19 protein-coding genes, 1 rRNA gene and 2 pseudogenes are annotated in these 20,463 nt (G+C 60.4%); 5 read left to right on the forward strand and 17 right to left on the reverse strand.

Annotation, left to right across the window (positions count from 1 at the left end; genetic code table 11):
• Positions 1-313: 313 nt before the first annotated feature.
• From ACESMT_RS13295 to ACESMT_RS13365, 15 genes and pseudogenes are all read right to left on the reverse strand, one after another.
• On the reverse strand, positions 314-1,075 hold the full coding sequence (locus ACESMT_RS13295) for an HEXXH motif-containing putative peptide modification protein (protein WP_372827076.1): 762 nt from the start codon (positions 1,073-1,075) through the stop codon (positions 314-316).
• Between the two features lie 64 nt (positions 1,076-1,139).
• Positions 1,140-1,733 (reverse strand): cyclophane-containing peptide 2OG-Fe(II) oxygenase YhhC, encoded by a 594-nt coding sequence (gene yhhC, locus ACESMT_RS13300; RefSeq protein WP_372827077.1) that lies wholly within the window; start codon positions 1,731-1,733, stop codon positions 1,140-1,142.
• Positions 1,730-2,848: a cyclophane-forming radical SAM/SPASM peptide maturase YhhB gene (gene yhhB / locus ACESMT_RS13305; RefSeq protein ID WP_372827079.1), complete on the reverse strand. Its 1,119-nt coding sequence runs from the start codon at positions 2,846-2,848 to the stop codon at positions 1,730-1,732. The genes yhhC and yhhB overlap by 4 nt, the downstream gene beginning before the upstream one ends.
• Positions 2,849-2,859: 11 nt before the next feature.
• Positions 2,860-3,039, reverse strand: a complete 180-nt coding sequence (gene yhhA, locus ACESMT_RS13310) for a YhhA family cyclophane-containing RiPP (protein WP_372827080.1) — start codon at positions 3,037-3,039, stop codon at positions 2,860-2,862.
• Between the two features lie 706 nt (positions 3,040-3,745).
• Positions 3,746-3,848, reverse strand: a pseudogene (locus ACESMT_RS13315) (histidine phosphatase family protein); the annotation flags it as partial.
• 51 nt (positions 3,849-3,899) lie between these two features.
• Complete coding sequence (locus ACESMT_RS13320) at positions 3,900-4,901, reverse strand: threonine dehydratase (protein WP_372827081.1); 1,002 nt, start codon at positions 4,899-4,901, stop codon at positions 3,900-3,902.
• 26 nt (positions 4,902-4,927) lie between these two features.
• The gene (locus ACESMT_RS13325) at positions 4,928-5,638 is read right to left on the reverse strand and encodes a VOC family protein (RefSeq protein WP_372827092.1); all 711 of its coding nucleotides are present in this window, start codon (positions 5,636-5,638) and stop codon (positions 4,928-4,930) included.
• Positions 5,638-6,573: a PhzF family phenazine biosynthesis protein gene (locus tag ACESMT_RS13330; RefSeq protein ID WP_372827082.1), complete on the reverse strand. Its 936-nt coding sequence runs from the start codon at positions 6,571-6,573 to the stop codon at positions 5,638-5,640. The genes ACESMT_RS13325 and ACESMT_RS13330 overlap by 1 nt, the downstream gene beginning before the upstream one ends.
• A gap of 22 nt (positions 6,574-6,595) precedes the next feature.
• Complete coding sequence (locus tag ACESMT_RS13335) at positions 6,596-6,973, reverse strand: glutathione binding-like protein (protein ID WP_372827093.1); 378 nt, start codon at positions 6,971-6,973, stop codon at positions 6,596-6,598.
• Positions 6,974-7,042: 69 nt separating this feature from the next.
• Positions 7,043-7,216: pseudogene (locus ACESMT_RS13340) on the reverse strand (glutathione S-transferase); the annotation flags it as partial.
• Entirely contained in the window at positions 7,217-8,533 is a 1,317-nt protein-coding gene (locus ACESMT_RS13345) for a PLP-dependent aminotransferase family protein (RefSeq protein ID WP_372827094.1), read from the reverse strand. It lies immediately after the preceding pseudogene.
• A 10-nt stretch (positions 8,534-8,543) separates the two neighbouring features.
• Positions 8,544-8,891: a cupin domain-containing protein gene (locus ACESMT_RS13350; protein WP_372827083.1), complete on the reverse strand. Its 348-nt coding sequence runs from the start codon at positions 8,889-8,891 to the stop codon at positions 8,544-8,546.
• A gap of 1 nt (position 8,892) precedes the next feature.
• Positions 8,893-9,222 (reverse strand): DHCW motif cupin fold protein, encoded by a 330-nt coding sequence (locus tag ACESMT_RS13355; protein WP_372827084.1) that lies wholly within the window; start codon positions 9,220-9,222, stop codon positions 8,893-8,895.
• On the reverse strand, positions 9,219-10,142 hold the full coding sequence (locus ACESMT_RS13360; RefSeq protein ID WP_372827085.1) for a DMT family transporter: 924 nt from the start codon (positions 10,140-10,142) through the stop codon (positions 9,219-9,221). The genes ACESMT_RS13355 and ACESMT_RS13360 overlap by 4 nt, the downstream gene beginning before the upstream one ends.
• Positions 10,139-10,750: a LysE family translocator gene (locus ACESMT_RS13365; protein WP_372827086.1), complete on the reverse strand. Its 612-nt coding sequence runs from the start codon at positions 10,748-10,750 to the stop codon at positions 10,139-10,141. Before ACESMT_RS13365 ends, ACESMT_RS13360 begins: the two co-directional genes overlap by 4 nt.
• A 132-nt stretch (positions 10,751-10,882) precedes the next feature.
• Between ACESMT_RS13365 and ACESMT_RS13370 the strand changes: the two genes are divergently transcribed.
• Both ACESMT_RS13370 and ACESMT_RS13375 read left to right on the forward strand, forming a co-directional pair.
• Positions 10,883-12,367, forward strand: a complete 1,485-nt coding sequence (locus ACESMT_RS13370) for a PLP-dependent aminotransferase family protein (RefSeq protein WP_372827087.1) — start codon at positions 10,883-10,885, stop codon at positions 12,365-12,367.
• Positions 12,368-12,593: 226 nt separating this feature from the next.
• Positions 12,594-13,004 carry a low affinity iron permease family protein gene (locus ACESMT_RS13375; protein ID WP_372827088.1) on the forward strand — a complete coding sequence of 137 codons (411 nt, stop codon included), beginning with the start codon at positions 12,594-12,596 and terminating at the stop codon, positions 13,002-13,004.
• 6 nt (positions 13,005-13,010) lie between these two features.
• On the opposite strand, the gene ACESMT_RS13380 is transcribed toward ACESMT_RS13375, so the two are convergent.
• Positions 13,011-14,636, reverse strand: coding sequence for a phospholipase D family protein (locus ACESMT_RS13380; protein WP_372827095.1), 1,626 nt, complete (start codon positions 14,634-14,636; stop codon positions 13,011-13,013).
• A gap of 193 nt (positions 14,637-14,829) precedes the next feature.
• Positions 14,830-16,758, reverse strand: a complete 1,929-nt coding sequence (locus ACESMT_RS13385; RefSeq protein WP_372827089.1) for an ABC-F family ATP-binding cassette domain-containing protein — start codon at positions 16,756-16,758, stop codon at positions 14,830-14,832.
• 136 nt (positions 16,759-16,894) lie between these two features.
• Here ACESMT_RS13385 and ACESMT_RS13390 point away from each other — a divergent pair, with 136 nt between their 5' ends.
• The 3 genes from ACESMT_RS13390 to ACESMT_RS13400 form a co-directional block, all read left to right on the forward strand.
• On the forward strand, positions 16,895-17,371 hold the full coding sequence (locus ACESMT_RS13390; protein ID WP_372827090.1) for a (2Fe-2S)-binding protein: 477 nt from the start codon (positions 16,895-16,897) through the stop codon (positions 17,369-17,371).
• Positions 17,368-19,629, forward strand: coding sequence for a molybdopterin cofactor-binding domain-containing protein (locus ACESMT_RS13395; protein WP_372827091.1), 2,262 nt, complete (start codon positions 17,368-17,370; stop codon positions 19,627-19,629). The genes ACESMT_RS13390 and ACESMT_RS13395 overlap by 4 nt, the downstream gene beginning before the upstream one ends.
• Positions 19,630-20,397: 768 nt before the next feature.
• A 16S ribosomal RNA gene (locus ACESMT_RS13400) occupies positions 20,398-20,463 on the forward strand; the annotation flags it as partial.

Genomic DNA, 20,463 nt, shown 5'->3' on the forward strand with positions numbered 1-20,463 from the left:
TCTGCCAAAGACAGGTCAACCTTCTTCACCGACCAGGGCGTCTTCAGTCCAAGAAGGTGTTCGTACAGCGCGGTATCTTTCATGGCACGGTCAATCAATTTGGAAAACTGAATTGTGCTGGAGTGAAGGAAAATTCACAGTAGATTCGATGAAGAACCGAAACAAATAGCTTGTTTTTCGAGTCCGATGATTGCGAAATTATTATTGGCCCAAAAGTCCTAAGCAGGAATGAGGTGAAAATTGACATACTGCACCGATTGACCAAATTAGGCTGGTCGCATTGCCGTGTTAAACATTCCGAAGTGAAATACCGCTAGTCACTCTTTCTAAATCTCAAAAAAATTGATTCAGCCAAAGTTTGACCCTCATCCGTCAAGTCAGCAGATCGCGCAAAGTGTGAACTCTGCCGAATTTGATCTTTGATCGCTGTACGACGATTTTCAACGTAGCGATGATCTACCTGTGTGGAAATTGCACTCAGCCAGCCATCAATGACCGCAAATACATAGCAGGCATGTAGCAGTCCAACTGTGCTTCTCAGCTCATTTTTCCAAGGTGAAAAGAAAGTAATGTCATTTGCTTTTACAAGTGGTACTTTGCGTTCAAGCAGCGATAGTTGCAAGTGCATTGCCTCGTGAATAATCGCTTCGGCTAATCTTAAAGCGTTCCATTTCACGACCGTTTCGGGAATTGACACGAATATGGAAAAGGGAATCGCTGGCTCACTAAAGCTGACATCCGATTCATTGTCAGTTGGTATTAAAGCGTGCAGACTTTTAACAAGCATACGCACACTTTCGTGGAGTGTCGGTACCAGCGCAATTAGTGCGAATGCTTCGTTTAAAGCTTTTGCCAAAAATGGTGAGCGAAGTTGTGCTTCACAGTGGAACTTCACGCCCTTCGATTCAAAATGCTGAAGCAAGGCGAATGGCAATACCTCCACGGCTACAAACTGTTGACGTTCCAACAAAATCATCAATATTCGGTCTGGGTTCTGGCCGAGGAACGTTGAGGTTGAGTATTCCTCTTGTCCAAATTCCTTTTGTGCTCGGATTTCGGCCAATCCTTCAACCACGAGCACTTCGGTTAGTTGTGGTAGCCAAAGTTCGCTGCCCCCCCGAAGGCATTTTCTAAGTTGATCAGGCGACAGCTCGCGTGCTCCCAAAGAATGAGTAAACAAGTGTGAACCGTTGGCCTGAATAAATAGTGGAGACGGCGTGATTGGAATTTGGTGAAATTTCAAATCCTACGCAACTGTTATGTTCAGGTCGTAAGGCGCGATTGATGTCTGCCGGGTCTGTACTATTAAAAAAAATCAGAAGACCGCCATTGGAATCACTCCAACCCCGATTGAGTTGAATGAGAACTCGATGCGTTTCTTCACCGGGTATGTAATCGTTGTGTACGCGAATCGTTTGCCCAACTACAAGTTTATGAACCGTAACGTCCACTCGCTCCAAAAGCTTTACCCCGAAAGACTTTTCCACGCAATCCCGGAGCCAACTTAGACTCTCTGCGGACGTCAGATTACTAAACTCTTCGGGTAGTCTTTCGTGTAGCAGACTGAATTCATACTGCTCATAAAATTCCGCCTCAATCAACTGCCAGGGTGCATCACCCTCGAACCAGCCTAGAAGATTCTCACTGAAGTCCTGCTCAAAAGCTTTCGTCCCCAGAAAGTACCGAAAAGGCTTCTCTACCTGCTCTTTGTCCTGAATATCACGAAAAATCACATTGCACCTTCGGCAACTAGCTTCTGATTAATTTTCTTAATGATGAATTGCTGGTCGTGACAATAAACCGAAGGATTATTGAAGCTTGAACCATCTTTCCAACGATGCAACGGCATCCCGCCGCCGCATATCCTCAATTGCGGGCAGGACTGACACTCAGAAGATGTAGGTGTCTGCAGGGCGTGATATTCCTCGAATTCAGCAGAGTCGAAAACGCTTTTGAGTGAATTTTTTTGAACTGACCAAGGTGCCTGGAACTTGTCGGCACCAGCAAAAGAACTTTTGAGCGTGTCATTTTTGCTGATAGAACCATCGGTTTCTATCACCGCAATACCGTACTCCGACTGACCAAGACCTTCTTTAATACCTTGACCACCTAGAGATAGTTTAATTAGGTCATCAAGAAAACGAATACGAACAGGCGACGAGTCAGCGAGATAAACATCTAACAGGCCTGCGAGCCACTGTCCATATTCAACCGAATCGAATTTGTCTTTGCCAAATGGCAAATTGGTGTGGTTACCATCCCGATAAAGGAAATCCATGGAAGGAGCGCCAAGATTCTTTAAAAATAAATACACTTCAGCAGGGTCTGAAGTAGGATCAATAACGGACAGCACACCCGCAAAAAGAAATTTGGACGAAGGGTGGACGCGTAGTTTTTCTATGCCCGCAATGACTTTGTCGAAGGTGCTTTCGCTTTTCTTACCAATTCGAAATTTATCGTTGGTTTGCCGTGGCCCATCTAGGCTAACTGAAAGCGATACGCGATAGGCCTCACAGATATCTAAAATCTCTTCGGATATCAACATGCCATTTGTCTGCATGCAGACCACATGCTCAATAGGTAACGAAGCTCTTAAAGACTCGAAAAGGTATCTGAGTCTTCTTGCTCCCATCATCAATGGCTCACCACCGTGCAGCACAACTGCAAACGGCGCAGATTGACCTGCAGTAAATTCCTTTAACGCCGCACCAAGCGCGGCGATAGTGTCACGGGAAATAAGCGCCGGCATATCCTTCCAGCCGTCATCTCCCATGTTGTAGACATAGCAATAACTGCAGTTGATATTGCACTGGCTGGCAACTTTGACCAGCAGGGTATCAATTTTCAACCTTGTTCCGCTTAGCGGTTGTGACGATTGTGAGCACGGTCATAGGCACCGAGCGTAATCGCATCTTTGTTTCGGACTTCGTCAATCAAACGCGCAAGTGCAGGACTGTTCACACTTTTTAGATCGACATCTAATTTTGTGTTCACCAAAGTTGGCATTACTTGTTTTTGCTGATGTTGCTGGAGTTGCATATTTGGCTCTCGAAGGCAGGCAATGGCACCTGAAGCTATTATAGGCAATAGTTTTTATTTTTGTTAATTAAAGTTATTCAATTAAATCAACAAGTTACGTAAGTAAATTTCTATTTTTATACAATTACTTTTTAAAAATTCTCTTTAAAATCAACGCTCTATTGATATCTATCTTCTATCGTAAACTGCTCATAGCGCCCAGCCCACTTTTTTCTGGCTGCTCAACTGGGCGGCCAACCTACTGATTGCCTGCTAGCCCACGACGGCAGCATAGGGCGATAGGTTTGCAGAAGAAGGGTCCGTTGTGCGAGGCGCGTCCGACCAATCCTTTGTAGGTTTGATCGCTGTTTTTTTGGGGGGGGAATTAGCCTGAATCCCAATGAATACGGGCGTAAGCAGATATTAAATAAATAGCAGTCAAGCCATTGATTTAGACGTTTTCTCACCAGCCTGCCTCAACGTGGCGGCGGCAGCGGTCGCCCGAGGATGCGCGGCCACAGCTAGTTGAGCAGCTAGCCTGCACCGCTTCTGCCGCCAACGTTAGCCGGCGTTATGGTTTGCCAGATGTTGTCTGTACGCGCTGCCCCCGCAGGCTGTTCGGCCAGCGCGAAGCTGAAAACATAGCTAGGTGCCTGGCCCATGCGCAGGTCGGTCAGCACGGCTTTGCCTGACTGCTGATGCATTTTAAAAAACCCGTGGGTAAAGGCGGCCAGGCGCACGCTCTGCTGGTAGCCCATGTCGCTGAGCACGTCATAGTCGTCGGCGCCAAACGAGGCCTGGCCGTGGCGCACGAGGTAAAGGGTTCCCATGCGCAAATTGTGCTGGCGTGCTGCAGCCTGCCGAGTCCCGTGCGTGACGGTTCAGGCCCCCAGTAGCACCTTGGCGACAGTGGCGCTGTCCACATTGCCGCCGCACAGCGTGGTGCCCACGACCTGGCCCTGCAGTTGCGCGCGCTCCTGCATCGCGCCGGCAAAACTCGCGGCACCGGCGCCTTCGGCGACGTTGTGCGTGTCGGCGTACAAAGCCCGCATGGCCTGCGCCACTTCTTCGTCCGTCACCTGGACGATGTGGTCGATGTGCGGCGCAATGATGTCCAGCGCCTTCTGGTCGGCGATGCGGCAGGCCATGCCGTCGGCCAGTTGGGTGCTGACTGGCGCTTCGACGACGCGGCCTGCTGCCAGTGAGTCGGCGTAGGTGGTGGCATGGGCGCTGATTACACCGACGACGCGCAGCCGGCGGCCCAGCGCCAGCTTGGCGGCAATCGCCGAACACGCGCCCGAACCCTGGCCGATGGGCACGTACACCACATCCAGCTGCGGTACCGCCAGCATGAACTCCCACCAGCTGGTAGCGACACCGCTGAGCAGGTCGGCATGAAAACTCGGCACCATGTGGGCGCCGCGCTCTGCGGCCAGGGCCATGGCGTGCTCGCGGCTTTCCTGAAAGTCGTCGCCGTATTCGATCAGCGTCACGCCGAGTGCGCGCATGGCGGCGTTTTTCTCCAGCGAGTTGCCGCGCGGAACCACGATGGTGCAAGCCACGTTATGCGCGCGCGCCGCCCAGCCTATGCTCTGGCCGTGGTTGCCGCGCGTGGCGCTGATGACTTCCTTCGGCAGCGTGCCGGCCTGGCACAAGGCGTCGAAGTAGGTCAGTCCGCCGCGTATCTTGAAGGCGCCCACTGGCGTGTGGTTCTCGTGCTTGATCCAGCAGTCGGTGCCTAGGCGCTGGCTGGACAGCCCCCAGCGGTATTGCGGCGTGGCCTGGAACGCGCGGTAAACCACGCGGGCCGCGTGTTCGATGTCTTGCAAATCTGGCAGTTGGCTGGCGGCTGGCGGCGCCGGCTTGCGCAGCGCGGCCGTCATGCGCGCGCCTTTGGTGGAGTCAACATTCAGCTTCCATTCGATTCGAGCGTGACGCGGCCGCGTGGCGTCTGCAGCGTGGCGACGAGCGCGGGCATACCTTGCGTCACCTGGACGCCGACCAGGCCGATGACGGCATGGGCGGCCTGCAATTTTTCAGGGCGTGGATGGCTGGCTTGCAGTGCTTCCAGCGTCACGCCCGAAGCCTGCATCGCATCCAGCGGATGGGCGGCGCGGGAAGGGTCTTCGCCGGCTTCGCCCCACTGGATCAGGGTGGGCAGGGCGCCGTAGAAAAGCCGCTGGCCGTCGTCACGCACGGTGATGCGCCAGTGGAGCATGCCGCTGGCGGTTTGCCGCGCGGCCTGGACGACAGCGCCGCGTTCCAGGCCTTGCGCGGCCAGCGCCTTGACGGCGGAGATCACGCCCGGAACGCTGACGACAAAATGAATCAGCTGCGGCCCGCCGCTGGCCACCCGTGATTGAAGCAGCGGGTCGTCCATGTCGAACCAGCGGTGTTTGCCGGAGGCGCGTGTCGGCTTCACCCCGGGCTGGATCGCGATGATCTCAAAATAGGCGCGCGGAAAAGCCGCGCTGGCGATGCTGAACAGGCGGTTGTGCGTGCCCATCAGCGGGTGTTCGCCGCCCGGGCCGGGCGTGATGCCCAGCACCCGTTCGCACCAGGTCACGCCTTGGTCCAGGCTGGCGGCCAGCACGACCAGGTGATCGACCTGTGCATGGATCACAGCGTCACCGAGCCTTCCATGCAGGTGACTGATTCGCCACCGACCCAGACAGACGCCGAGCCGCCTGCGTTTTCGCGGTTCAGGTAAACCCGGCCGGCGCGTCCCAGGCAGGTCCCTTGGGCCACGACGTAGTGGTCGGGTGCAAGGCCGTCGGCCATGAGCCATTGCGCCAGGCTGGCGTTCAGGCTGCCGGTGACCGGGTCTTCATGGATGCCCATGGGTGCGGCAAAGGCCCGCACCTCGAAGTCGGCTGCGCTGACCTCTGCCGGCGCGTTGCCGGAGAAGGCGCGCGCTTCGCGGCTGGAGCGCGCTATTAAAAGAGGAGCTGCTGGCGCTTGATGGGCGCCGATGACGCCAACTTTCAATCCATACTTCTTGAGTGCCAGGTGGTCCGGCTCGATCTGCAGCACGCTGTCGGCGCTGTCCAGCAGCAGGCCCAGCCACACCGGCCCGTTGTCCAGCAACTGCGCGGTGCTGATGTGCTGCGGTTTCAAGCCCAAGGCTGCGGCCACCTGGGCCAGCACGACCGGGCTGGGCGCCGAGCGTTTGAGCGGCGGTGCGGCAAAGGCCTGGCGTGTGCCGCGGGCATGAGGCTGCAGCCGGATGTTGATCAGGCCGGCCTTGCATTCCTGCACGATCACGTCCTTGCGTTGGGGTTTGCCGCCGGCTTGCAGCCAGGCGTGGCAGGTGCCCAGTGTCGGGTGGCCGGCAAAAGGCAGCTCGCCACCGTGCGTGAAGATGCGCACCCGGTAGTCGGCCGAGGGGTCGGTCGCAGGCAGCACAAAGGTCGTTTCAGACAGGTTGGTCCAGTGCGCGAAACGCTGCATGGCTGCATCGTCCAGGACGCTGCCGTCCAGCACCACGGCCAGCGGGTTGCCGAAGTAGGGCTGATCGGTGAATACATCGACTTGTTTGAAGGGCCTGGTTTTCATGGGGCAAACGAAGGTGAGGGTGTCAGGAAAGCTGCATGTCCAGCACGCCCTTGCTGGCCTGGCGGGCACGCATGTTGTCGTACCAGCGCTCGATGTGGGGCCGGCTCTGGCGCTGCTGCGGCAGGCTGAACCAGCGGTGGACTTCGCAGGCGATGGGAATGTCGGCGACGGTAAACCGCTCGCCCACCATGAAGCTGCGCTGGGCCAGGTGCGTGTCCAGTGTGGCCATGTGCGCTTCAACCGCTGCGTTCGAGTCGGCGATCAAGGCGTCGTTGCGTTGCTCGGTGGGCGTGCGTATCAGTTGCCAGAAACCGGCCCGACTGGCCGGGTTCAGTGTGGTCTGCTGCCAGTCCATCCAGCGTTCAGTGTCGAACCGTTCGCGCAGATCGGCGGGGTACATCTGGCCCGGGGAGTGTTTTGCGCACAGGTAACGCACGATGACGTTGGACTCCCAGAGCACGTAGTCGTCGTCCTCGATCACCGGCACCAGCGAGTTGGGGTTCAGCGCGATGTAGTCCGGTGTTTTGACGACGCCGAATAGCCCGCCGGCTTCAGTGCGCTGAAAGTCCAGCGCCAGCTCCTGCGCCGTCCACACCACTTTCTTGACGTTGATGGAGCTCATGCGCCCCCAGATATTGAGCATCTATTTCGCCTCAACGATGTTGGCCCCCACGCTCCCCACTGCGTGTGGTTCGCTGCCCCCCGAGGGGGCGCTGCGCCTGCGGCCCGGCGAAGCCGGTTCTGCGGCCCCTGCTTGTGAAGAGGCGAACCCCGCGCTTGTCGTCGCGGGAGCCTGCGCAGGCCGGCTTTCCCGAATCGCCGCAGCAAGCGCCGCAACGCCGGTGTTGATCTGTTCGATGCTCGCGGTCACGAACGACAGGCGCAGGGTGCGCACGTCCGCGTTGTCGGCGTAAAAGGCAGCGCCTGGAACAAAGGCGACGTTTTTTTCGACGGCGTGGGGAAGCAGGTCTGCGGCGTTCATGCCGGCGGGCAGACGCGCCCACAAAAACATGCCGCCGTCGGGGGTGTTCCAGCTGACGCCCTCGGGCATCTCGCGCTTGAGCGCGGCCAGCATGGCGTCGCGCTGCGACTTGTAGAGCGCGCGTATGGTCGGCACGTGGCGGTCCAGGAAGCCGTCTTTCATGACCTCGGCAATCATGCGCTGGTTGAAGCCCGGGCTGTGCAGGTCGGCCGCCTGCTTGGCCTGCAGCAGCTTGGGGTACAGCGCTTTCGGTGCGACCAGAAAGCCCAGTCGCAGGCCGGGCGCCAGCACCTTGGAAAACGACCCCAGGTAAAGGCAGCCGCCCGGGTTGCGCGCGCTCAGGGGCGCTGGTGGCGCAGCGTCGAACCACAGGTCCCCGTAGGGATTGTCCTCGACGATGGGCAGGCCCAGTTCCGCAGCCTTTGCCGACAATGCCGCGCGGCGCGCCTCACTCATGGTGCGGCCGGTCGGGTTCTGGAAGTTGGGCAGCACATAAAGAAAGCGGGCACCTTTTGCCTTGCGGGCCAGGTCTTCCACGTCAATGTCTTCGTCATCGCTGGCGACGCTGACCACCTCAGGCTCCATCGGCGTGAAGGCTTGCAGCGCGCCCAGGTAGGTCGGAGTTTCCACCAGGATGCGGCTGCCCTTGTCGATCAGGATCTTGGCCAGCAAATCGAGACCTTGCTGCGAGCCGGTGGTGATCAGCACCTGGGCCGGGTCCACCTTCCAGGGCAGGCGCGCCGCGACCATCTCGCGCAACGGTCCGTAGCCCTCGCTGGCGGCGTACTGCAGGGCGGCGTGGCCGTCTTCACGCAGCACCTTGGCGCAGGCCTCGGCAAAGGCGCTGACCGGAAAGGTCTTGGGCGAGGGCAGGCCGCCGGCAAAACTGATGATGCCGGGTTTTTCGGTGACCTTGAGAATCTCGCGGATGACCGAGGGATTCATTTTTTCGGCGCGCTGCGCCTGGGTCCAATGCATATCGCTCATTTCACTCTCCTCCTTGGGGGCCGTAAAAAACAACCCAGGTCACAAAGTCTTCTGAAAAGTTTTCAAAGTGGTGCGCCACACCGGCCGCCACAAAAAACGCGTCGCCAGTACCGGCATCAAATCGCTGGCCGTTGATGATGATCTCACCTTCCCCGCCGTGCACGAAATAGAGCTCGTCCTGCGAGAGCGGTTGTTGCCGGTCGCGTCTGTCGGCTTTGCTGCCCGGAGCAAACACTTCCACCTGCATGGTGCCTCCAGCCAGCACAGTTGCAAACGGCACGTCTTCGGGATAGGCTGCGGGCGGCGCACCGGGCAGCCGTTTGAGCGTCTCTCCAATGTTGGCCTTCATCTCAATCCACGATGAACAGTTTGGCCCCTGCAGGGGCGGACGACCGGTGCGCTTCGGCGCCGTCGGCCACCTGGTAACTCATGCCGGGACGCAGCACATGCACACTGCCGCCGTCCAGTTCCGTCTGCAGCTCGCCTTCCAGGCACAGCAGGATGTGGCCCTTGCTGCACCAGTGGTCGGCGGTGTAGCCGGCGCTGTACTCGACCATGCGCACGCGGATGTTGCCAAATTGTTGTGTGCGCCACAGCGCCTCGCCGGTGATACCCGGGTGCCGGGTGGGCGCCATGTCGGACCAGTCGGTGGTACCAAAAGGGATGTTGCTGATGTTCATGTGGCTTGCCCGAGGCCAGCGGTTCGCACCGGCATCTTCTTGCCGACAAACACGGTGGCAATCACGGCCAGGCTAAAACCCACGGTGACCGCGTCCAGGCGCTCGCCGAGCAGCGGCACCGCAAACAGCATGGACAAAAATGGTTGGACCAGTTGCACCTGGCTGACGCGCACCGTGCCGCCCAGCGCCAGGCCGCGGTACCAGGCAAAAAAGCCCAGCCACATCGAAAACGCCCCGAGGTAGGCAAAGCCGGCCCATGCGCTGGCTTTGACCGGCGTTTCGGGCCAGCTGGCCAGCGCCAGCGGCAGGGTCAGTGGCAGGGAGATCAGCAGCGCCCAGCAGATCACATGTTCGGCCTGCATGTGCTGCGACAGCCGCGCGCCGTAGCCGTAACCGACGGCCGCGCACAACATGCCGGCCAGCAGCAGCAGGTCTGCAAAATGGATGAACAGGCCGGCGCCGCCGCTGGAACGGAGCATGGCAAACACCACCACGAGGGCGCTGCCCAGGGCCGCGCACAGCCAGAAACCGGTAGACGGTCGCTGCCGGTGCAGCAGGGCGCCGACGGCCGCAGTGGCCAGAGGCAACACGCCGACGATCACGCTGGCATGCATAGCTTCGACATACCGCATGGCGATGGAGGTGAACAGTGGAAAACCGAACACCACGCCGCCGGCGGTGATCGCCAGCGGCAGCCAGTCGCGCCGCTGAGGCAGCGGCGCGCGGGTGACCAGCAGAAATAGCGCCGACAGCCCGGCCGCCACAACAGCCCGCCCCATCGCGAGAAACACGCCGGACATCTGCGGCGCATCGGGTGTGCCCACGGCCAGACGCGTCATCGGCAGGGTCACCGCAAAAATCACGATACCCAGCAGGCCCAGCCACAGGCCCTTGTTGATCTGCGCGGCGCTGGGGCTCATAAAAACAGCATCCAGATTGCTGTGGCCACCAGCACTCCGGCCATCACAAAATTGAATCCACGCAGCCGCTGGCCGGTGCCCTCAGGGCCGGACAACCACTCGCGCAGCAGGGAGCCAGCCAGTGCGTAAACCAGGTTGCTGACAAAGGCATAGGCCAGCATCACCGGCAACACCACGGCAAAACGCAGGCCGGGGTCGCTGCGCCCGGCGATCCAGCCGCTGACGATGGCTAGGGCCAGCATCCAGGCCTTGATGTTGACGAACTGCAGCGCTGCGCCCTGCCAGAAGCCGACATTCATGCGTTCGGCGTCGGCTTCGCTGAGCTGGCGTGAGCGCGCGATCTTTGAGGCCAGCCAGAGCAGGTAGAACACGCCGATGAGCTTGATCGCCAGGCCCAGCAGCGGAATCGCCAGCAGCAGCGCGCCCAGGCCGAGCGCACACAGGCTCAGCAACACGCCCCAGCCAACCGGCACCGCGCAGATAAAAGGCATGGCGCGGCGCAAGCCGTGGTTGGCCGCCAGAGCGGTGGACAGGGTGGTGTTGGGGCCAGGGGAAAAACTCATCGCCGTCGCCAGCACCAGCAGGGCTGTAAATTCTTGCCAATTCATGATTCAGACTTTATAGTTTCAGCCAGCACACTACCACTACAGTTGTAGTGACAAATTTTCAAACTGTGCTGGTCAAATTGTCAGTACACAGGCCGATGGTGCAGTGTTGCACCGGGGCAGCCGGAGTCCGCCATGTTGATGAAAACCGCTTCCCAGTCACTCACCGAGCAACTCAGCGCACGTTTTGCCGAGCGCATACGCAGCCGTTTGCTGGCGCCCGGCGCGCGCCTGCCCTCGGTCCGCCTGTGTGCCGAGCAGCAGGGCGTCAGCGTGTCCACCGTGGTTGCGGCGTATGACCAGTTGCAGGCGCAGGGTCTGGTGGTTGCGCGCCGGAACCGCGGGTTTTTTGTCCGGGATGCGTCGTTCAATGCGGCACTGACGCCGGTTCATTCCGTACATACTGCTTTTAAAAAGGGATCATCCGGGGCTCTGGACGCAAGCCCGCCGCCGCTCAACAGCTGGAGCACCGCGACCTGGATGGCGACCCGGCAGGCGCCGGTGGATGCCACTGCGCTGATCCGCGGCATGTTTCACAAGGTCAGCAACAAGCCGCAACCGGGCATGGGCGTGTTTCCGCCCGAGTGGCTGGAAACCAGCTTCATGCCGGCGGCGGTGCGCAGGGTCACCAGCGTGAGTGCGCTGCGCGAGTTTTCGCTCAGTTATGGTGAACCCATGGGCGACAGCGGCCTGCGCCGCGCGCTCTCGCAAAAACTCAGCGCGCTCAATGTACATGCCGTGCCCGAACAGATCATCACCAGCGTGGGCGCCACCCATGCGCTGGATATCGTCAGTCGCACGCTGCTGCGCGCCGGCGACTGCGTGATGGTCGAGGAGCCTGGCTGGGCCGTGGAGTTTGCCCGGCTCGACGCACTGGGCATGCGCATCCTGCCGGTGCCGCGGCGCGCCGACGGGCCCGACCTGGAGGTCATGGCGCAGTATTGCGCGCTGCACAGCCCGAAGCTGTTTGTCAGTGTCAGCGTGTTCCACAACCCCACCGGTTATTGTCTGGCGCCGGGCAGCGCGCACCGCGTGCTGCAGCTGGCCAACCAGCACAACTTCCACATCGTCGAGGACGACACCTACAGCCACCTCGCGCCTGAACATGCCACGCGCCTGTGTGCGCTGGACGGGCTGCAGCGCACCATCTATGTCAGCGGGTTTGCCAAGATCCTCGCGCCCGGCTGGCGTGTCGGTTTCATGGCCGCGCCGCCCGACCTGGTGGAGCGCCTGCTCGATACCAAGCTGCTGGGCACGCTGACCACGCCCGCGCTGCTGGAAAAAGCGCTGGCTTGGTGCATCGATCAGGGCCAGCTGCGTCGCCATGCCGAACGCATTCGTACACGGCTTGACGCAGCCCGCGCCCGCAGCGTCAAGCTGGCGCTGGCCCACGGCTGCAGCTTTGCGGCAGAACCCGCCGGCCTGTTCGGCTGGGTGGAGACCGGGGTGGACACCGACGCGCTGGCGCAGCGCATGCTCGACGAGGGTTACCTGATCGCGCCCGGTGCGCTGTTTCACGCGGTACGCAAGCCCAGCACCCTGATGCGCATCAACTTTGCGACGACGCAGGAGGCTGCGTTCTGGAAGGTGTTCGTCCGCCTGCGCAATGACGTGAAATAGGCCAGGGGCGGACCTTGGGCATGAGTCTGATGCATTGTGGTCTGTAGCCTTTCCGCAGTGGGCGCGGGTGCTTGCCAGGCGTGCAGCACTTTCCGGGCACCATCGGCCCATGTGCCTGCGCGCCCGTGCAGGCAGGGCCGTGCATGATGCGACGGCACATGTAATGCAATATCGGTCTTTCCGATAGCGATGTCGGTTCTGACCCAGCCCAACCCCGGAGTCACCCATGAGCCGAAACAACTGGTATGCCAATGCAGCCAAGGCCACTTCCCGCTACGCCGGACGGCCTGCCACCTTTTTCATTGCGGTTCTCGTGATCGCCGTCTGGGGCGTGACCGGGCCGCTGTTTGGCTTCAGCAATACCTGGCAACTGGTCATCAACACCGGCACCACCATCATCACCTTTTTGATGGTGTTTCTGATCCAGAACTCACAGAACCGCGATACCGAAGCGATACAGATCAAACTCGATGAACTGATACGGGCCACTCAGGGCGCGCACAACGCGCTGCTCGACCTGGAGGAGCTCAACGAGGAATCGCTGGATGCGTTCAGGACCCAATATGAGGCGCTGGCCGCGGCAGCACGCAAGGGTCTGCAGACCGGGCAGCCCGATACCGGAACGACGGAGACTTGAGGCGGCTCAGAGCATCTCTTCCGGCGCGAACGGGCCGATCAGCTTGAGCATCAGTTTGAGTCCGATACTCGCGTCCGGCTCTGTCCGGGTGTCTGTCAACCCGGAGCCTTGCGGTGCCCGCCAGATCAGCTGGCCGTCTACCAGCTCGACTCTGTAGGCGCCGCGTGCCATCGACGGTTCGATCAGCCGGGTGGTTTCGTTGGCGAGTTTCGCGCTGTGGATCAGCAGCGCGACTTCGGTATTCTGAAGCTGAGAACGCAAGTCCAGGTTCATCGAGCCAACCACCAGCAGTCGATTGTCCAGCACCACAATCTTGGAGTGCAGGCTGGCGCGCGAACCGCCGGCCGAGCCTGTGCTGCCGGTGGAGCCCAAGTTGGTCAGCGTGCTTTCCTGCTCGGCGCGCATTTCATAAATCTCTATGCCGAGCGCCAGTAACTCCTTGCGGTAGCGTGCGTAACCCACATGGGCCGCCGGGGCGTCGTTGGATGCCAGCGAGTTGGTCAACACGCGGATACGCACGCCTTTTTGCCGGATCGCCGCGAGCTGGTCCATCATGCGCCGGCCCGGCACAAAATAGGGCGACACGATCAGCAGCTCGCCCCTGGCCTGTGCCATCAGCTGCAGCAGGCCGTCCACGGTGGTGTCCTGCGCCTGCTCGACGTCATCGGCGTCAGCGGCAATTTTGGAGGGCTTGTCCACCAGCAACACCGAGGGCGCCCAGGTCCAATCGAGCAGCGCCAGATTGGTGCTGTCGGGCAGGGGCTCGATCACGCTGACCGTGCCATCGGGTGCGGTGGTGGTGCGCACGCCAGCGGCGGGGGACGTCTTGCCCGGCGATGGCTGGACGGTGGACCCGTCCGCGACCTGAGCTGGGTCGGCGGCAGCTTGTGGCGCAGCGGGTTGAGCAGGGGGAGGCTTGATGGCCTCGATTTCCGCCTCGGTCATCAGCGACTGCACCGGGTAGGCCAGCGGGTTGTTCCAGTACTGGTCGAAGCTTCGGGACAGTTCGCGCGCAATGCGACCGGCGGCCAGCACGTCGGCGTCGATGAAGTTGGTTCCCTCGGCCTGGCCAAAATAGGTTTCCCCGAGGTTGCGCCCGCCGGTGATGGCCACCGCGTTGTCGGCGACAAAAATCTTGTTATGCATGCGCCGCTGAAGGCGGTCCGCGTCTTTCAGCGAGCCGAGCATCCGGAAAAACAGGGAGCGTCGATTGCCCGGCAGCGGGTTGAACAGGCGCAGCGCGATGCCTGGCTCAAAAGCGAGTTTAAGAACCTGGGCGTTTTTGCCTGCGGTGTTGAAGTCGTCCAGCAGGATGCGGATACGCACGCCGCGCGCGGCAGCGGCGCGCATGGCGTCAAACATGCGTTCGGTGGTTTCATCGGCGTGAATCGCGTAGTACTGGATGTCCAGCGTTTTCTGCGCCGCTTTAATCAGTGCCATGCGGCTGGTGAAGGCCAGCTCGGCGCTGTTGACCAGGGCAAAGCCTGAATCATTGCGCGTGCCGGCCTTGGCGGCGCGCTGCTGCACCGCAAGGCCGATCCTGGTTTGCTCGGGGTGGGCCAGGGCCGTGGAGACCGGTCGGTCAACATCGCTGGGCAGCGATGCGCAGCCGGTGAGCCAGGCCCCCAACATCAGCACGGCGAACCAGCGCCAAGAGGCGCGGGGCAAAGGGACGGGTGACGTGAAGACATACATGGGCGGCTTTAAGGGTGAAGCCACTTTAGCGTAAGCAGCTGTTTCAATGGCCTTGCCGCGGCCCGACGCCGACGCGATGTTTTGTAGGCGCTTTTCCCGACAGCGCGCCGCAGTGGCAATTTGTACAGACTCAGACCGACAACGTTTCCCAGCGCTGCAATGCATCCATCAGTTCTTCCTCGATTTTGCTGTTGCGGGCATTGAGTTCGGCCGCGCGTCTGGCATTGCTCGTGTACAGCGTGCCGTCGAACAGTTCCTGCGTGATGGCTTTTTGCTGCGACTCGAGTTGCTGGATCAGTGCCGGCAGGCCGTCGAGTTCACGCTGTTCTTTGTAACTCAGCTTCTTTTTTGATAGCGGTTCACGCCCGTCTTTCGTGGGCTGGGGGTTGTTTTTGCTTGCAACCTTGGCGCTGGGTGCAGCCGCCGCCGTTTTGCCGGCGCCGGTGATCTGCGCCGCGCGTTTTGACTGCGTGATCCAGTCCGTCACGCCTCCTTCGTATTCGCGCCAGAAACCCGGGTTGTCCGGCGTGCCTTCATAGGCAATCGTGCTGGTGACCACGTTGTCGAGAAAACGCCGGTCGTGACTGACCAGGAAGACCGTGCCTTCGTAGTTTTGCAGCAAATCTTCCAGCAGCTCCAGCGTGTCGATGTCCAGGTCATTGGTTGGCTCGTCCAGCACCAGCACGTTCGCCGGCCGCGCAAACAAGCGCGCCAGCAGCAGGCGGTTGCGCTCGCCGCCCGACAACGTGCGCACCGGTGAGTTGGCGCGCGCCGGCGAGAAAAGGAAGTCGGTCAGGTAACTCTTGACATGTTTTTTCTGGCCGTTGATCTCGACCCACTCGCTGCCGGGGCTGATGAAGTCTTCCAGCGTGGCGTCCAGGTCCAGGCTGTCGCGCATCTGGTCGAAGTAAGCGACCTGCAGGTTGGCGCCCTGGCGGATTTTCCCGGGTGGCACGGCCACATCGGGTTGCAGTTCGCCCAGGATGAGCTTGAGCAAGGTGGTTTTGCCGGCGCCGTTGGGGCCCAGCAGGCCCACCTTGTCGCCGCGCAGCAGCGTGCCGCTGAATTTATTGACGATGATTTTCTCGGCGCCCGGGTGGCCAAAGCTTTTGGAGACGTCGGTCAGTTCGGCTACGATCTTGCCGCTTTTTTCGCCGCTGGAGACGTCCAGGTTCACGCGGCCAACCGCATCGCGCCGCGCGGCGCGGTTGTCACGCAGGGCTTCCAGCCGCCCGATGCGCGCCACGCTGCGGGTGCGGCGCGCTTCCACGCCCTTGCGTATCCACACCTCCTCCTGGGCCAGCAGCTTGTCGGCCTTGGCGAAGATGACGGCTTCTTGTGCCATCTGCTCTTCCTTCTGGATGAGGTACTGCGCAAAGTTGCCGGGGTAAGTCAGCAGCTTGCCGCGGTCCAACTCGACTATCGCGGTGGCGACCTGGTCCAGGAAGGCCCGGTCATGGGTGATGGTGATGATGCTGCCGTTGAAATTGACCAGCAGCTCTTCGAGCCAGGCAATCGAGTCGAGATCCAGATGGTTGGTCGGCTCGTCGAGCAGCAGCACGTCGGGTTTGGCGACCAGCGCCTGGGCCAGCGCCACGCGTTTTTTGGTGCCGCCGGACAGCGAGCCGACGATGGCGTCCTTGTCCAGGTGCAGGCGGTGCAGGGTCTCCTCGACGCGCTGCTCCCAGTTCCAGCCATCGAGCGCCTCAATCTCGGACTGCAGGGCATCCAGGTCGGTATGTTCGTCGGCCGCCAGATATTGCTCAACCACGTGCCTGGTCCTTGCCAGTCCTGCGCTGGCAGCTATAAAAACAGTAGCATGCGGGTCCAGGCTGGGCTCTTGCGGCACATAGGCGATACGCAGGTTTTGCTGCAGCTGCAAAGTGCCGTCGTCGGGTTTTTCCAACCCGGCGAGGATTTTGAGCAAGGAGGACTTGCCGGTGCCGTTGCGGCCAATCAGGCCAATGCGTTGGTTGGTTTCAAGGGAGAAATCTGCGTGGTCCAGCAGGGCGACGTGCCCAAAAGCGAGTTGAGCGTCAAGAAGTGTAATTAATGCCATGTTGTCAGGGATTATCCGGGTGCGCCATTTCGCATGCTGGTTTCCGGGCTATTGCCTGTCTGGCACCGTCGCTATAGTGGGACTGGAATCAGCGGCGCCTCTCTCCGGTGCTGCTGGCCACACCGGAAGTTGGTCCATGGAATTACAAATCAACGGAAAGGCCGTGCAGGTTGATGCCGACCCCGCCATGCCCTTGTTATGGGTGCTGCGTGATCTGCTCAATATGACGGGCACCAAGTTTGGCTGCGGTGTGGCGGCTTGCGGCGCCTGCACGGTGCGGGTGGATGGGGAGGCGGTCCGGTCCTGCGTCACGCCGGCGTCCACGCTGGCCGGTAAACGGATCCAGACCATTGAAGCGCTGGGTGCGCCGGACAAACTTCATGCCCTGCAGCAAGCCTGGATTGACGAGCAGGTGCCGCAGTGCGGTTACTGTCAGTCCGGCATGTTGATGGCGGCCGCCGGCCTGCTTGAAAAGACGCCCAAACCGACAGACGCCGACATTGACGCGGCCATGACCAACATCTGCCGTTGCGGCACCTACCAGCGCATTCGTGTGGCGATCAAGCGCGCCGCGGGCATCACGCTCACTGGCGCCGTGAAGAAACGGGCATGAAAAGAAGAACCTGGCTGTTCAGCGCCGCGGGTGTTGCTGGCACCCTCATCGTCGGCTGGGGCGTGCTGCCGCCGCGCTCACGCACCGGATCCGGACGGCTTTGGCCGCCTGCTGAAGGCGAGATAACGATCAACGGCTGGATCAAGGTGCTGCCTGATGGCTCGGTGGTGCTGGCCATGCCGCGCAGTGAAATGGGACAGGGCGTGCACACCGCGTTGCCCATGCTGGCCGCCGAAGAACTGGACCTGCCTCTGTCGCGCATCCATATAGAACAGGCCGGCGCCGACAAGATTTACGGCAATGTCGCGATGTTGATGGCCAATCTGCCGTTTCATCCGCTGGAGGCGGAACAGCGGCCGCTCAAGGTCAAAGCCGGGCAATGGGTGGTCAGCAAACTGGCGCGTGAACTGGGCATCAACGCGACTGGCGGCTCCAGCAGTGTGGCCGATGCCTGGACGGTACTGCGCGTCGCTGCCGCCACGGCGCGCGCTTCGCTGTTGGGCGCGGCGTCGCTGCAGTGGCGACTGCCGGTGGCCGAGTTCTCGGTCCTGGACGGCGTGATCTCGCATTCCTCGGGAAAATCCGCCCACTATGGCGAGCTGGCCAGATTCGCCGCCGCCACGCCGCCTGGCAAAGTCACGCTCAAGGAGCGCAAGGACTGGAAGCTGATCGGGCAGAGCTCGCCGCGCAAGGATATCCCGGCCAAGGTCGATGGCACGGCGCGATTCGGACTGGACGTGCGCCTGCCCGGCATGCTGTATGCCGCCATTCGACTGTGTCCCATGCTGGGCGGTGCGCCAGGGGCGGTGGACAGCTCTACGGCGCTGGCCATGCCAGGCGTGGAGCGCTTTGTGCGCCTGCCAGCCTATGCGGGCTCAACAGCCGGGTTTGCCGTGGTCGGCAAAAGCTGGTGGCAGGCCCAGCAGGCAGCGCGCGCGGTGGCGGTCGACTGGCAGCAGCGGCCGGCAGGCGCCCTCGACTCCCGCCGTATTGAGCGGGAACTGGAAGCGGCGCTACAGACGCAGGAGGGCTTTACCTTCCACCAGCAAGGCGACACAAATCAGGCCGAGGCTGGCGCCGCCCGACATATAGAGGCGGTATATCGCGCGCCGTATCTGGCGCATGCCACTCTGGAACCCATGAATTGCACCGCACAGGTCAAGGGCGGCAAGGTGTTTCTCTGGGTGCCGACGCAGGTGCCGCAGCTGGCGGCCGCTATCGCCGCGCGTGTGGCCGGGGTGGCCGTCGAAGACGTGAGTGTGGTCGTCACTTTGCTGGGGGGCGGTTTCGGACGCCGGCTGGAGGTGGACTACGTCGCCCAGGCAGTTCGCGTGGCGATGGATTGCGGCGGGCGGGCGGTGCAACTGATCTGGTCGCGCGAGGAAGACACGACCCATGATTTCTACCGCCCCATGCACGTGGCCCGGCTGCGTGCCTCGGTCGATGCCGGCGGCCAGCTCAGCAGCCTGCGCATCAGATCCGCCGGCGATGCCATCACGCCGCGCTGGCTGGAGCGCGCCATGCCCCTGCTGGCCGGTCCGTTCGACGCCCCGGACAAAACCACGGCCGAGGGACTGTTTGACCTGCCCTACGCCTTCCCGAGCCAGCACATGTCCCATGTGACCACCCGCCAGGGGGTGCCTGTAGGCTTCTGGCGTTCGGTCGGACATTCCCACAACGCCTTTTTCTCCGAGAGCTTCATCGATGAGCTGGCGTTTGCAACCCGTCAAGACCCGCTGGCCCTGCGGAGGGAACTGCTCAAGGACGCGCCGCGTCACCTGGCGGTACTGGAGCTGGCCGCGCACCAGGCCGGGTGGGGCGGGCCGTTGCCCGCTGGCCATGCCAGGGGGGTCGCCTTGCACGAATCCTTTGGCTCCATCGTGGCGCAGGTGGCCGAAGTGTCCTTGGCGGAGGGTCAGATACGCGTGCATCGGGTGATCTGCGCCATGGACTGCGGCAGCGTGGTCCATCCTGGCATCGTCGCCCAGCAGATCGAAAGCGCCGTCGTGTTCGCGCTGACTGCGGCGCTTTACGGCCAGGTGGACATTCACGAGGGGGTGGTTCAGCAGAAGAACTTTCCTGACTACCCCATGCTGAGGCTGGCGCAGGCCCCACTGGTGCAAACCCATATTGTTTCCAGTACCCGGCCACCGGGCGGGGTTGGCGAGCCGGGTGTGCCGCCACTGGCGCCAGCCGTCGCCAATGCCTTGTTTGCATTGACCGGCAAGCGCCTTCGCTCTTTGCCCCTGGTCCTCTGATCGTCGCCAGTGTCATGCGCTGCGAGAGGCAGTGCAAAACTTTTCACTTCAGCGCTTTGTGGAGCCGCAAAAGCCGTGCTATAGTCGATGGCTCAGCTGACGAATGACCTCTTAAACGAGATCGTGGCATCAGCCGGAAAGTGCCTTGGAGAGAAAGCAGATTTTTTGAATTTGTTTTGACTGGGATGAAAAAACCGGTATAGAATCTAAGGCTCGACTGATCACAGTCAACAGACTCAAAAGCGAGTCGGCGGCACGAAAGTTTGATCTTCATCCAAGGATGGGATCGCAACACTCAGGCAGTCGGCAAGCCGGCAAAAAAGTTAAATTTTTTGTTGACCGAAATAAAAAAAACGGTATATAATTTGAGGCTCTGCTGATTGCGGCAAGCAAACAAAACTCGAATAGAGTTGGCCTGAAAAGGGGTTTGCAAGCGAGTCGAGAAAAACCCTTCGGGTTGACAGGAATTTAAAAACCATGTCATAATTGAAGGCTAAGCTGATTACAGCTAGCGACGAAAACAGGGCGGCTAAAGCGGCCAGGTCGGTAGTCAGGATCATTAAAAATTTACAGCCGATAAGTATGGGCGTTTGAAGGCGATTGCCAGACAAATTGACGCAAGTCAGCTAGTCAAGTCTTCGGACTTTAAACGCTCGTAGAGATAGAAAATGTGAAATCGTCAAGATTTCTCATCAATTCCGTTTTTATGAGTTTTCTTCGCGTAGCCAATTTCGGTTGGATATGCGGAGTTGAAATATTGCAGTGATTAAACTAAAGAGTTTGATCCTGGCTCAGATTGAACGCTGGCGGCATGCCTTACACATGCAAGTCGAA

The organism is Polaromonas sp. (genome assembly GCF_041689105.1).
In the GTDB taxonomy this organism is placed as follows: Bacteria; Pseudomonadota; Gammaproteobacteria; order Burkholderiales; family Burkholderiaceae_C; genus Polaromonas.